Annotated in this window: 14 protein-coding genes; 4 read left to right on the top strand and 10 right to left on the bottom strand. The window is 65.4% G+C overall.

Annotated elements, in window-relative coordinates:
- Window positions 1–35: 35 nt before the first annotated feature.
- The 6 genes from GGD40_RS34020 to GGD40_RS33995 form a co-directional block, all read right to left on the bottom strand.
- Window positions 36–782, bottom strand: coding sequence for a phosphonate utilization associated transcriptional regulator (locus tag GGD40_RS34020; protein WP_179709206.1), 747 nt, complete (start codon window positions 780–782; stop codon window positions 36–38).
- Between the two features lie 76 nt (window positions 783–858).
- The gene (phnV, locus tag GGD40_RS34015) at window positions 859–1,722 is read right to left on the bottom strand and encodes a 2-aminoethylphosphonate ABC transport system, membrane component PhnV (protein ID WP_179746682.1); all 864 of its coding nucleotides are present in this window, start codon (window positions 1,720–1,722) and stop codon (window positions 859–861) included.
- Window positions 1,712–2,668: a 2-aminoethylphosphonate ABC transporter permease subunit gene (phnU, locus tag GGD40_RS34010; RefSeq protein WP_179746681.1), complete on the bottom strand. Its 957-nt coding sequence runs from the start codon at window positions 2,666–2,668 to the stop codon at window positions 1,712–1,714. Before phnU ends, phnV begins: the two co-directional genes overlap by 11 nt.
- Entirely contained in the window at window positions 2,646–3,746 is a 1,101-nt protein-coding gene (gene phnT, locus GGD40_RS34005; RefSeq protein ID WP_035563002.1) for a 2-aminoethylphosphonate ABC transport system ATP-binding subunit PhnT, read from the bottom strand. Before phnT ends, phnU begins: the two co-directional genes overlap by 23 nt.
- Before the next feature lie 148 nt (window positions 3,747–3,894).
- Window positions 3,895–4,986: a 2-aminoethylphosphonate ABC transporter substrate-binding protein gene (gene phnS, locus GGD40_RS34000; RefSeq protein ID WP_179709212.1), complete on the bottom strand. Its 1,092-nt coding sequence runs from the start codon at window positions 4,984–4,986 to the stop codon at window positions 3,895–3,897.
- A 170-nt stretch (window positions 4,987–5,156) separates the two neighbouring features.
- Entirely contained in the window at window positions 5,157–5,387 is a 231-nt protein-coding gene (locus GGD40_RS33995; RefSeq protein WP_179709214.1) for a hypothetical protein, read from the bottom strand.
- On the opposite strand from GGD40_RS33995, the gene GGD40_RS33990 reads away from it, so the two are divergent.
- Window positions 5,374–6,486 (top strand): 2-aminoethylphosphonate--pyruvate transaminase, encoded by a 1,113-nt coding sequence (locus tag GGD40_RS33990; protein WP_179746680.1) that lies wholly within the window; start codon window positions 5,374–5,376, stop codon window positions 6,484–6,486. The two genes, GGD40_RS33995 and GGD40_RS33990, sit on opposite strands and share 14 nt — an antisense overlap.
- A gap of 11 nt (window positions 6,487–6,497) precedes the next feature.
- On the opposite strand, the gene GGD40_RS33985 is transcribed toward GGD40_RS33990, so the two are convergent.
- A complete protein-coding gene (locus GGD40_RS33985) occupies window positions 6,498–7,253 on the bottom strand; it encodes a DeoR/GlpR family DNA-binding transcription regulator (RefSeq protein WP_179709217.1) in 756 nt (251 codons plus the stop codon).
- A 175-nt stretch (window positions 7,254–7,428) separates the two neighbouring features.
- On the opposite strand from GGD40_RS33985, the gene GGD40_RS33980 reads away from it, so the two are divergent.
- Complete coding sequence (locus GGD40_RS33980; RefSeq protein WP_179746679.1) at window positions 7,429–8,988, top strand: ABC1 kinase family protein; 1,560 nt, start codon at window positions 7,429–7,431, stop codon at window positions 8,986–8,988.
- A gap of 182 nt (window positions 8,989–9,170) precedes the next feature.
- Window positions 9,171–10,043: a DMT family transporter gene (locus GGD40_RS33975; protein WP_179709547.1), complete on the top strand. Its 873-nt coding sequence runs from the start codon at window positions 9,171–9,173 to the stop codon at window positions 10,041–10,043.
- A gap of 46 nt (window positions 10,044–10,089) precedes the next feature.
- On the opposite strand, the gene GGD40_RS33970 is transcribed toward GGD40_RS33975, so the two are convergent.
- Window positions 10,090–11,091 carry a L,D-transpeptidase gene (locus GGD40_RS33970; protein ID WP_179746677.1) on the bottom strand — a complete coding sequence of 334 codons (1,002 nt, stop codon included), beginning with the start codon at window positions 11,089–11,091 and terminating at the stop codon, window positions 10,090–10,092.
- 283 nt (window positions 11,092–11,374) lie between these two features.
- Here GGD40_RS33970 and nadE point away from each other — a divergent pair, with 283 nt between their 5' ends.
- A complete protein-coding gene (gene nadE, locus GGD40_RS33965; protein ID WP_179746675.1) occupies window positions 11,375–12,235 on the top strand; it encodes an ammonia-dependent NAD(+) synthetase in 861 nt (286 codons plus the stop codon).
- A 184-nt stretch (window positions 12,236–12,419) separates the two neighbouring features.
- Here nadE and GGD40_RS33960 read toward each other — a convergent pair whose 3' ends face one another.
- Window positions 12,420–12,686 (bottom strand): RNA-binding protein, encoded by a 267-nt coding sequence (locus GGD40_RS33960; protein ID WP_179709553.1) that lies wholly within the window; start codon window positions 12,684–12,686, stop codon window positions 12,420–12,422.
- A gap of 5 nt (window positions 12,687–12,691) precedes the next feature.
- Window positions 12,692–12,850 (bottom strand): hypothetical protein, encoded by a 159-nt coding sequence (locus GGD40_RS33955; RefSeq protein ID WP_179709555.1) that lies wholly within the window; start codon window positions 12,848–12,850, stop codon window positions 12,692–12,694.
- Window positions 12,851–12,872: the final 22 nt, after the last annotated feature.

Raw genomic sequence — 12,872 nt, 5'->3', positions numbered from 1 at the left:
GCGCCACGCGCGTTGTATTCAGGTTGCCAGGACTCTCACTCGTTCGACGTCGGCGATATCCGCACCGCGCCCGACTGCCCCGTCACTTCGCAGACCGCCTCGCACGCCGCATGCGCGCGCTGCTGGCCGCCGCTCACATGCGCGCGCATCAGCGCCGCGGCCTGCTCGGCGTCGCGCGACGCGAGCGCCGTGAGAATCGCGCGATGTTCGGCCAGCGAGCGCTCCATCGCGCTCGCATGCACCTCCAGCGCGGCACGCCGGAACAGACTCAATTCGCTGACCAGCCTGCGATACGTCTCATACAGCTTCAGATTGCCCGACGCCGCCACCAGCCCATCGTGAAACCCCACGTTGGCGCGCGCGTACGCGTCGTGATCCTGCGTGTCGAGCGCCGCGCGCATCGCGTCGAGCCAATCGCGCAAGACCGCGAGCTGGCGGGCGTCGATACGCGCCGCCAGCATCCGGCACGCCGCCTCTTCGAGCACCGCGCGCACCGCGTAAATCTCATCCGCTTCAGCCAGCGACACCGTCCGCACGAACACCCCGCGATTCTTCTCAGTACGCACGAGACCGGCCTGCTCCAGCGCGCGAAACGCTTCGCGCACCGGTCCGCGCGATACCTGCAAACGCGCGGCCCAGTCGGCTTCATTGAGTTTGTCGCCGGGTGTCAGCGCGCCTTCGACGATGTGCCGTTCGATTTCGTCGCGGACCAGCGTGGTCAACGAATGCCTGCGCACCACGTCGATCGGATCGACTGAAGACGTTTGCATATATTCGGTCATTTTGACAAATTTTGCCACATCGAAATGTGCCGACGCGCGACGGCGGCACGCCCGCACTCTTCCCGAAAGAGGTTCGTCAGTCTGCCCGGCGACGCGGCACGCGCGCGGCGATCAACAGCAACGCGGCGAGCGAGACCATCAGCAGAATCAGCGATAGCGCGGAGGCCGGCAGGTAGTAGCCGCGCTCCACCTGACCGACCACGACGATCGGCACCGTCGCGAAGCCCGGCGGATACACGGTGAGCGTGGCGCCGAGTTCACCGAGCGACAACGCGAAGCCGAGCGCGAGGCTGGCGCGGATGGCCGGCACCAGTTGCGGCAACACGACGCGGCGCAGCACCATCGACGGCGGCGCACCGAGGCTCGCGGCCGCTTCGCGCAGAATCGTCAACTCGGGGCGCAGCGCGGCGGCCGCGCAGCGGTAGCAGAACGGCAGCACCAGCGCGAGCTGCACGAACACGACGATCGCCGCCGAGCTCGACAGATCGAGCGGCCGCTTGTGATACGCGATCAGCACGGCGAGCCCGAGCACCACGCTCGGCACCCCGTTGGGCATCATCGCGATGGTGTCGACCAAGGCGCCGAGACCGCGGCGGTCGCGCCCTTCGAGCGCCAGCGCGAGCCACAGGCCGACAATCGTGCCGAGTACCGCGACGCCCATACCGATTTCGAGGCTGGTGGTGAGCGCGTCGAAGTCGCTCGAACCGAGGCGCTCGAACCAGCGCATGCTGAAGCCGTCCGGCAGGATCGTGCCGGACCAGTGCGCGGCCACGCTCGACAACGCGACGACCAGCACCGGCAACACGAACAACCAGAAACACAGCAGCGCGGCGAAGCCGAGAAACAGACCGCCGAGCAGGCGTGTGAGCAGACTGCGGCGCACCGGCCGCGCTTTCTTGTGCATGACCGGCAAAACGGTCGGGTCGAGTTCAACGGCCATGGCCCGCTCCTTTCACCTTGCGACGGTTGACCTGGCGGTACAACGCGTACAGCGACAAAGACATGATCAGCATCACGACCGCGCCGGCGGCGGCGGTCGGCAGATCGAGATCGACCGTGGCAGAGCTATAGATCGCCACCGGCAGCGTGATCAGATGCGCGCTGCCGAGCACGAGCAGAATGCCGAACTCGTTCAACGTGAGCAGAAAACACAGGATCGTGCCGGCCGCGATGCCCGGCCACGCGAGCGGCAGGATCACTTTGAACGCGACCATCCAGGTGCTCGCGCCGAGGCTGCGCGCGGCTTCGATCAGACGCATGTCGAGCGTGGCGAACGAGGCCAGCGTGGGACGCACGACGAACGGCGCGTAGAACACCACTTCCGCGAGAATCACGCCGCCCACACCGAACAGGAAATCGAGCGGCGGCGCCTGCAGATGAAACAGCCGCTGCAAGCCGATGCTGACCGAGCCTTGCGAGCCGTACAGAAAGATCAGCGTGAACGCGACCAGAAACGACGGGAACGCGACGAACAGTTCGAGAAAGCGCGTGACCATGCGCGCGCCCGGAAACGGCTTGAAAAACAGCAGCGAAGCCAGCGCCACGCCGAGCAGCGAAGCCAGCCCGGCGCTCGCGAACAGAATCCACAGCGTCGTGCCGATCACGCCGCGCGTTTCCGGATTGCCGAAGAACTGCGCGTACGCCTGCACGCTCAAGCCGTGCGCGCCGGTCAGGCTCAGCAGCACGAGACGGATCAGCGGATAGATCACCAGCGGGCCGAGCACCACCACCGCGATGAACAGCAGGTGCCATTGCGCCCTGCGTTCGCGCCGCTTCACCGCCGCCGTGTGCGAAGCCGCGCTGGCGCGGCGGCGGGCCGCGGCGGCATCGGCGGCGGCCGCTGCGCGGAGCGAATCGGAGGTATCAGGGGTTGATAAGGACGACATCGTCAGCCTCGTAATGCAGGGAAACACGCGCGCCCTTCTCCGGCATCATGCCGTGGCCGCGCTGCATCTGGACCAGCACCGGCTCGTTGGGCATGGCGTCCAGCACGACCGATACCGACAACACCGCGCCATACCATTCGACCGAGGTAATCGCGCCGTGCAATTGACCTTCGCCGAGCGGCACGATGCGCAACGCTTCCGGACGCAGACAGGCGACCCGGTCGCGTTCGTTGTAACGCACGTCGCCCATGCCGAAGGCGACCTGCGGCGGCAGCAGATTGGCCGCGCCCAGATAGCGCGCGACGAAGCCGTCGTTCGGTGTGTCGTACAACTGCTGCGGCGTGCCGAGTTGGGCGATGCGGCCTTCGCGCATCAGTAGCGTGCGGTCGGACAGCACCAGCGCGTCGTCCTGATCGTGGGTCACGCAGACGATCGTCAGATTCGGCAGGCGCTCGTGCAGCGCCTTCAGTTCGGAACGCACCGACGCGCGCAGATTGGCGTCGAGTGCGGAAAGGGGTTCGTCGAGCAACAACACGTCGGGCTCGATCACCAGCGCGCGGGCCAACGCCACGCGCTGCTGCATGCCGCCCGACAGTTGTGCGGGCATCACATGGCCGGCGTCGCCGAGCTGTACCAGCTTCAAGGCATCCGCCACGCGCCGTGCGACGTCTTTGGACGGCGTGCGACGCGCGCGCAAACCGAACGCGACGTTATCGAACACCGACAGATGCGGGAACAGCGCATAGCTCTGGAACAGCAGACCCAGATTGCGCTTGTGCGGCGGCACGTGCGTGAGGTCGTGACCGGCCACGGTCAGCGTGCCGGACAAGCCGTCCGCTTCGATAAACCCGGCGATGAAACGCAACAACGTGGTCTTGCCACAACCGCTGCGGCCCAGCACGGTGAGCAGTTCGCCGCGCTGAATGGTCAACGACAGATCGTCGAGCACCGTGCGCGAACCGAAGCGCACCGTCAGATGGTCGATCTGCACGCCGCCCGGCGTAGTCGAACGCGCGGCGTCGAGCGCGTCCGGTGAGGCGCCGAGCGCGCCTGGGTGAGCAAGACTGGCCGTATTCACCGGGTTCATCCTCCAACAAGATTAATGCTGACGCGGCGCCCCGGGAGACCCGGAGGCGCCGCCTGACTCTATTGCTATTGCTTCAACCGCGTTGTTACTTCAACGGCGTGGTTCAGCCGCGCAGTTCAACCGCGCTACGAACCGCCGCTTACTTCGGCTTGACCACGTCGAGCTGCTTGCCCGACGAACCGATCACGTCGTTCTTCCAGCGTGCGGTCCAGTCGGCTTTCTTCGCCATCACCTGGTTCCAGTCCACCGGAATCAGCTTCACGCCGGCGATCGCCTGCTTGACGGCTTCGCCGTTCTTGCCGGCGAGCGGCACGTCGGTGCGGCCCGGAATACCGAAGATGTCCGGCACCTTCGACTGCACTTCCGTGGACATCAGGTAGTCGATCAGCTTCTTGCCTTCCGCCTGGTTCGGACCGTTCTTGATCAGGCCGATCGCGTACGGCAACTGGAACGTGGTCGGCTGGCCGCCGGCCGTGGCCGCGAGGAACACCGGCTTGAGCGACAGGCCACCGTTGGCGGCGTCGTCCAGATCCATTTGCAGATCGCCGTTGGCGACCGCGATTTCGTTGCGCGACAGCAGCACGTCGAGGTAGCCCGTGCCCTTGGTGTGGAACTTGGCGCTGTTTTCGAGCTTCTTCAGATAGTCGAACGCCTTGTCTTCACCCATCAGCGACGACGTCAGGATGATCACCGCCATGCCGTCGCCGGCCGTGGCCGGGTTCGAGTAAGCGATCTTGCCCGTGAAGTCCGGGTGCAGCAGATCGGCGAACGTCTTCGGTTGGGTCTTCGTGACTTCCGGGTTGATCGCGAACGAGAAATAGTTGTTCACGAAGGTCGCCCACGCGCCGTTCGGCGCCTTGGCGATGGCCGGCACGTTCTTGTAGTTGGCGCTCTGATAAGCCTGCAGCAGGCCGCTTTGATCGGCTTGCTGGATGAACGGCGGCAGCGTGACGATCACGTCGGCCTTCGGCTGATCTTTTTCGATGGTGGCGCGGTTCACCACTTCGCCGCTACCTGCCGTGACGATGTTGACCTTCACGCCTTCCTTCTTTTCGAAGGCCGGCAGCACATCCTTGTAAAGGTTTTCGAGGCCGTCGGCGGTGTAGAGGACCACGGCGTCAGCCGCGTGAGCCTGGATGGCCGTGCCGCCGAACGCTGCCGCGGCGACCAGCGCCGGCAACAGCTTGCGTGCGAGACCGGCGGTAGCGTGAAGGGAATTCGTCTTTGTCATGTCGTTCTCTCCGAAAGGCAAAAAACCAGACGGTCGGGATGTCCCGATACCTGTTGTGATTGAACGGCGGTAGCGCCGCGCCGCATGCGTGTTGCCCGCAGCCAGTTGTCGTGCCCGGATCCGCACATTGCAGATTGCCGACAACTTTGCCGCTTCCTCTTCAGCCAGACTTACAGCTCACCTACGAGACTCGCGCTGCACTGCCATGCCTGAACGGGCATAGCAAGGATCACAGGTTTCCATGACAACGCCATGACGATTCTGGCAAATTCCAAAAAATGACACAATTCGCCAATAATATCCAAATCGTCATTTCGTCGACCTGACCGGGTGGCGATCCCTAAAGCTCCTTTAACCGTCAATTTTCCCCTGCCGACGGAGGCTTGCGTGAACTCTGCCAACGACCCGATCCTGCTGACTCCTGGGCCGCTCACCACTTCATCGCGAACCCGCGAGGCGATGCTGCGCGACTGGGGTTCGTGGGACGCCGCATTCAATCGCATGACGCACAGCGTCTGCGCCGAGCTGGTGAACATCGTGCATGGCGAAACCGACTACGTGTGCGTGCCGCTGCAAGGCAGCGGGACATTCGCGGTCGAAGCGGCCATCGGTACGCTGGTGCCGCGTCAAGGCTGCGTGCTGGTGCCGAACAACGGCGCGTATTGTGCCCGTCTGATCCGGATATTGCAGCGTATGGGGCTCGCTTATGTCGAATTGGCGCTGCGCGAGGACCAACCGGTCAGCGCCGCCGCCGTCGAAGACGCCTTCAATCGCGATTCGCGCATCAGCCACGTCGCGCTGGTTCACCTGGAAACAAGCGCCGGCCTGCTCAATCCGCTCGACGATATCGCCGCGGTATGTCAGCGACACGGCAGGCGCCTGATCGTCGACGCGATGAGTTCGTTCGGCGCGCTGCCGATCGACCTGCGACAAAGCGGCATCGACGCGCTGATCTCGGCGAGCGGCAAATGCCTCGAAGGCGTGCCGGGGATGGGCTTTGTGATTGTGCGCCGCAGCGAGCTCGAACAGAGCGAAGGACGTTCGCCGTCGCTCGCACTGGATCTGCACGATCAATATGTCTATATGCAGAAAACGACGCAGTGGCGCTTCACGCCGCCCACTCACGTGGTCGCCGCGTTGCGCGAGGCGCTCGATCAGTTCATGGCCGAAGGGGGGCAACCGGCGCGCGGCGCGCGTTATACGCGGAACTGCGCGACGCTGGTTAGCGGCATGAAAGCGCTCGGCTTCGAGCCGTTTCTACAAGCCGAGGTGCAGGCACCGGTGATCGTCACGTTCCATGCGCCGCGCGATCCGGCCTGGAATTTCGCGCATTTCTATTCGGCGGTGCGGGACGAAGGCTATGTGCTGTATCCCGGCAAGCTGACGCAGGTGGAGACGTTTCGCGTGGGTTGCATTGGCGCGATCGACGCGGACGATCTGCGCAACGCGGTCGCGGCGATCGATCGCACGCTCGTGCGGCTGGGGATCCGGGTGCGTTAGGCCGCGTGGCCTCAGGCGATCAGGATTTCCGGCCCGTGCGCCGCGATCGTCTTGCCGAGCGTGCGCTCGGGCGCCAGCTCGGTCACCAGATAGCGCGCCGACTCGATCCCGTTGATACGCACCGGCGTCACACGGCCGAACTTCGAATGGTCGGCCACGATCACCACCATGTCGGCGGCGGCGATCATGCGGCTGCGCACCTCGGCGGCCATGCGGCTGTAGTCGGTCAGATAGCCGTCCGGCGAAATGCCGCCCGCGCCGATGAACGCGAAATCCGCGTGGTACTGCGTGAGCTGATGCACGGTGTCGAGGCCGAAGGTGGCGTCTTCGATCTCAGACAGTTCACCGCCCAGCAGCGTGACGCGATTGTCGTTGCGCCGGCCGAGCAGCAGCGCGATGCGCCAGTCGTTCGTGTAGACCGTGAGCCGATGCCGGTCCAGCAGCGCACGCGCCACCGCCTGCGTGGTGCTGCCCGAATCGACGATCAGCGACGCACCGTCCGGCACGAACTCCGCCGCGCGTTCGCCGATGGCGCGCTTCGCGCCGGCGTTCGCGGCTTCGCGCGTATCGAGATCGGGCTCGCGGCGGTCGCTCGAGAGCGCGCCGCCGTGGGTGGTGACCAGCAGACCGCGCCCGGCCAGCGCATTCAGATCGCGACGAATGGTCTCGCGCGACACGTTCAGTTCGCGCACCAGCTCAGCGACCGAAAGCGCGCCGGTTTTGGCGACTTGCGCCAGGATGTATTGATGACGTTGTTCTGCGAGCATCGGGGGATGGCCGGGAGCCGGCACACTTGGGTTTCGCCACGGTTGGAGAAGGCCGGCGTATTGTATTACGCGTGACGCGGCGATGCGCCAATTGACGCGCCGACCTGCTAACCTGATCACCCTGGCCGCGCGCCGACGATTGCCGAACCCGCCTCGCCCCCCCACTGAACTGCCGATGCCGCCACTGCTTCGCCGCTTACTGCTGCTGTTCCACGCGCTGCGCTACGGCGCGCGTCTGATCTGGCTGGCCGCGCCCCCCGACCACAAACTGCACTGGATGATCCAGCTGGTCGGCCGGGTGCACGCGTCCAGCGGCAGCGGCGCGAGTCTGCACGGCGTGCTGCCGGCACTCGGCCCGCTCGCCAGCCGCTTTGCGCAGACGCTCGCCGAACGGCCCGAACTCGCCACGGGCACGTTGCACGACGCGATCGACGCTATCGATCACATGGAAGCCCCACTGCCGCCCGCGGAATCCGAAGCGGCGCTGGCGCGCGCGTTCGGTCGTCCGCTCGCCACCCTGTTTAGCGCCGTCGATCTGACGCCGGTGCGCGGCGGCTTCGCCGAACAAACACATCTGGCGCGGCTGCTCGTGCCGGTCAACGGTCATAGCGAAGTGGCGATCAAACTGGTGCGCGCCGACCAGTTGCAGCAGATCGGCGACGAACTCGCGCTGCTGCGCTGGGTCGCGCGCTGGATGGAAAAGCTCTCGGGCCGCGCGCGCCGCTTGCAGTTGCGCACGCTCGCGCAGAGTTTTACCGACGACATCCAGCGCCGCTTCGATCTGCGCGCCGAGGCCGCCAATCTGAGCCAGACCGGCCATCATTTCGACGGCGACAAACGGATCGTCGTGCCGGACGTGATCTGGGACCTGTGCACGAACCACACGCTGACCATGCAGCGCATCAGCACCCTGCCGGCGAGCGATCTGCCGGGGCTGCACGCGCATCGCGTCAAGCTGGCACCGCTCGCCGCGCATATCGTCGAGGTGGTGACCGAGCAGGCGTTCGAGCACGGCTTTTTCCACGCCACGCTCGACTCCCGGCGCGTGCGCGTGAGCATCGAGTCGGACACGCTGGGGCGTCTCGTGCTGGCGGAATTTTCGATCATGTCGAGTCTGTCGACCGGCGAGCGCGAGTTCTTCGTGCATGGCGCAAGCGCGCTGTTCGACCAGGATTACGGTCGCCTTGCCGAGATTCATCGCGATGCCGGGCACGTGCCGCACGACACGCGGGCGGAAATGCTCGAAGCCGAATTGCGCACGCGCGCCGAAGCGCATTTCGCGGCCGCGCCGGAAGACCGGTCGGCGGGGTCGCTGTTTCATCATCTGCTGCATGCGGTGCAGCCGTTCGAAGGCGCCGTGCCGGGGCGGCTCGCCAGTGCGCAACGCTCGTTCCAGCAGGCGGAAATGCTGGCGCGCGCGCTGCATCCGGGCGTCGATACGTGGAATATCACGCGGGGCGTGCTGACGGGTATCGCGCGGCGCGATCTCGATCATCGCGGCTGGATCAAGCGTCTGTCGCGTGAGTTGCCGCATCTCGCGCATATGCTGCCGCGCGTGCCGCAACTGGCGGTGCGTTATCTCCAGCATGAGCATGATCGCGCGCGTACGCCGCGGCAGAGTGCTGAACTGATGGCGGATATCGGTCGTGAATACCGGCGCACGCGGGTTTTGCTGTGGGCGTGCGCGGTTTGCGGCGGGGTGCTGGGGGCGGGGACGGTTTTGTTGATGTGGTGAGGTGGACGGGCTGCAAGGCGTGGACGCCTGTGCAACACAGACGCAGACGCCGATGCCTACGCGACGCGGGCGCGGGCGCCTATGCCTATGCTCACCTGTACACCCACACCGATTGCAGCTTCGAACAAGACACGCTTCGTGTACCTCGACAAGATGGCGGTTTTTCCACACCACCTCTTCCGATGCTCGCTTCGTCAATCGCCGCGCTGTTCGTCGTGTTGTGGTCGACCGGTTTCGTGGTCGCCCGCGCGATCACGCCCTACGCCGATCCCAATCTCTTTCTGCTCGCGCGCTTCGGCGGCACGGCGACGATCTTCGCACTCGTCGCGCTCGGCGCTCGCGCCGCATGGCCGAGCGGGCGTGACCTCGGCAAGCACCTGCTGGCGGGCGCGTTGCTGCAAGGCGTTTATCTCGGCGCCGGCTATTGGGCCGTGGCGCAAGGACTCAGCGCCGGCGTGATGGCCTTGCTCGGCGCGCTGCAACCGCTCGCCACCGCCGCCGTCGCGGCGCCGCTGTTCGGCGAGCGCCTGTCGCGGCGTGGCTGGGCCGGCATGGCGCTCGGCCTGGCCGGCGTCGCGCTGGTGCTCGAACCGAAGCTGGCATCCGCCGCTGTGCCCGCGTCGCATGGCAACGCGCCATCCTGGCTGGTCGTGCTGATTTCAGTCGTCGCGGTCGGCGCGATTACAGCGGGTACGTTGTTTCAGAAGACGTCGCTGGCCAAGGCCGATATCCGCAGCGCAAGCGCGGTGCAGAATTTCGGCGCGGCGCTCGTCGCGGGTCTGCTGGCGCTCGTCCTCGGCGAGCATCGCTGGATCGCTTCGAGTACGGTGTGGGCGTCGTTGGCGTGGGGGATCGTCATGCTGTCCGGTATCGGCGTCACGTTGCTGGTGTGGATGGTCCGGCGCGGCGACGCGGCACGCGCCACCGCGCTGATGTTTCTCGCCCCGCCGCTCGCCGCGCTCGAAGGGTATATCGGCTTCGGCGAGACGTTGCTGCCGGTGCAGATTGCAGGGTTCGGCGTGGCGTTGGTGGGGGTGTTGCTGGCGCGCTCGTGAGTGTGGCGGCAGCGAGGGTGATCGTGGCCGGCAAAGGCGCAACGAATCAATCCGCCGTGTCCGCCGCGGCCGGCACCTTCGCGCGCGCCTTGCCGCCCGGCAGCGGCGACCACGCCGGGCGACTCTTGCGCTCGGAGTCCACCACGACGATATAGCGGCCCGCCCACGGCGTGACCTCGCGATCGCTCTTCAACACCCACAGCGATTTGCCCGATTCGACCAACGCGACATAGCCGGCGTCCAGAATGCCGTAGTGATCGAGAAAGGTATTCAACGACGCGGGAATCCGCACGCAGCCCTTCGAGTGGCGAATGCCGAGCACCTGCTCGAGGCGATCGGGGTCGGTGGCGTGCATCTGGAAGCGCATCTGCGAGATGCCGCCTTTGCCCCAGCCTCGTTCGCCTTGCGCCCAGCCCAGGTCGAAGATCCGCATGTCGCGTTTGCCGTAGCCGCGGATATGGTTTTCGTTCTGCGTGCCCTCGGAACGGAAATCCATATTGGCGGGCGTATGTTCGAACACGCCGAGCGGCGTGATGAAGTGGTCGTACTCGCCCGGCCGGCCGGTGGAAACCGGCGACGCACCGATCATCTGCCAGGTGTCGGCCGGCGCGGCGCGAAAGTAGATGAACAACGCCTGCACGTTGGCGCTGCGATCGACCATCACGACGTATTGGCCCGATAGATTGCCCAGTGCGTGTTCGGCGAGCGTCGTTTGCAGACGCTCGGCGTAGGCGCGCTGTTCCGTGGCCGGTACTTTTAACCGGCGCGTGACGTCTTTCGTGAACATGTCACGCAGCAATAATGCGCGATGCGGGTCGACCACGCCGGCTGCGTCGGGTGTGGCGACGGTGGATGCCGACGCCGGCGCCGATGCAGAAGGCCCATCCGACTTAGATGGCGCGACAGACACCTCCGCGGAAGCCCCCGCAGAAGCCGCCAACGCCACGCTACACGACAGCGCACACAACCCAGCCCCCAACGCGCGTGTCAAACGACGGAAAGAACGACCCGCGCAACTCGCGCGCGAAACGGAAAAGAAAACCGGCATACCCATCACTTCTATTACTTCGTGCCGACGCTCCATCGATACAGAGGTCAAGCGATCGGAAACAGGCTGGCCAGGCCGATTGGAGTAGTTCATCGCGTGTTTGAGCAAACCTGATTATTATTGACAGCTCGCCGGCTCATGCGGCGCTCGGAACGAGAATGTTACTTAGCGCATTGCGATCTGTCGATCCTGTCTCGCGAGCCGACCCGCCAGCCACTTTCTCCGGCGCGCAAGCGCCAAAGCTTCAACATTGCGCAATCGCGCGAGGGAGCAGCAAAGCATCATGACGCAACAGGATCCAGTCGCACGTCAAGCCGGCATCGCCGCGGAAATGCACATGGGCACCGAGTTCGACGCCGTGCGGGAGATCGAGCGCCGGGTCGCTTTTCTGGCGAACTATCTGCGCGGCAGCGGCCTGAAGACCTACGTACTCGGTATCAGCGGCGGCGTCGACTCGACCACGGCGGGACGGCTTGCGCAACTCGCGGTCGAACGGCTGCGCGCCGACCATTACGACGCGCGCTTCGTCGCGGTCCGCCTGCCCTACGGCGAGCAGAAAGACGAGGCCGATGCCCAGCAAGCGTTGCGCTTTATCCGCGCGGATGAAAATCTCGCTATCGACATCAAGCCCGCCGCCGACGCCATGCTGACCGCGCTGCATCACAGCGGCGTGCCGTTCGCGGACGATTCGCAACAGGATTTCGTGCACGGCAATATCAAGGCGCGGCAGCGCATGATCGCCCAATACGCGGTGGCCAGCGCACGCGCGGGCGTGGTGATCGGCACGGATCACGCGGCCGAATCGCTCATGGGCTTCTTCACCAAGTTCGGCGATGGCGGCGCCGACGTGCTGCCGCTTGCCGGCCTGAACAAGCGTCGCGTGCGCGCGGTGGCCAAAGCGCTGGGCGCACCCGAGACCTTAGCGCACAAAGTGCCGACCGCCGACCTCGAAATGTTGCGTCCGCAACGGCCTGACGAAGACGCCTACGGCATCCCGTACGACGACATTGACGACTTTCTGGAAGGCAAGCCCGTAAGCGATGCGGCACGTCGCGTCATCTTGCGTTTCTACGAGGCCACCCGTCACAAGCGGGCGTTGCCGTACACGCCGTTCGACTGGCCGGCGCCGGCAAGCGGGGAATGAAACAGGGAAGTTAGCGAACGAAGGACGGTGGACGACAGACGGTAGGCGGCGGAGTGCACGGCGCGGAGAGCGGGAGAACATGCACGCGCCCGTCTCACCACCGGCCGCAAACCAGGCCAAGGAAAAACCGCTACGACGCTACGCGCGCGACGTCGACAAAACTGCGTCAACTACGTGAAGCAGCTCAGTGAGCGGCCGGCGGTTCATCGCCGAACAGATCGGCGCTCGCCTCGAGTGTCTGACCGTGCAACTGCTTGCCGTGAATCTCGCGCGCGATCACGTCGCCCACATACGGCACTTCCGCATTCAGTTCGACCGTGGCGTACGCGCTGGGCTTGCCGGCGTCGACCACTTCGATATGCTTCGCGTAATGCCCGAGCTCGCGTTTGAGGAATTCCCGCACCTCTTCGGCGCTACAGGATTCCGCAATGTTGCGCACGATCAGGTTCATGCGGCCTATCCTCGGCGCGCGCCGCGACCGGAATCACGATCCGCGCTTTGCACGCGCACGGGGCGCAGCGCTGCGCGTTGCTTCGCCTGCGCGGCCGCGAGTTCGCGGATCAACGCGGCGCCGGCGGCACCCAATGCAGCCAATGACAAATAGAAGGCAATCATTTAAATCTCCCCAGCGAAATTC

Source organism: Paraburkholderia bryophila (assembly GCF_013409255.1).
Lineage (GTDB): Bacteria > Pseudomonadota > Gammaproteobacteria > Burkholderiales > Burkholderiaceae > Paraburkholderia.
The sequence above is the reverse complement of the archived record's forward strand: the minus strand, read 5'-3'. Positions and strand labels throughout refer to the sequence as shown.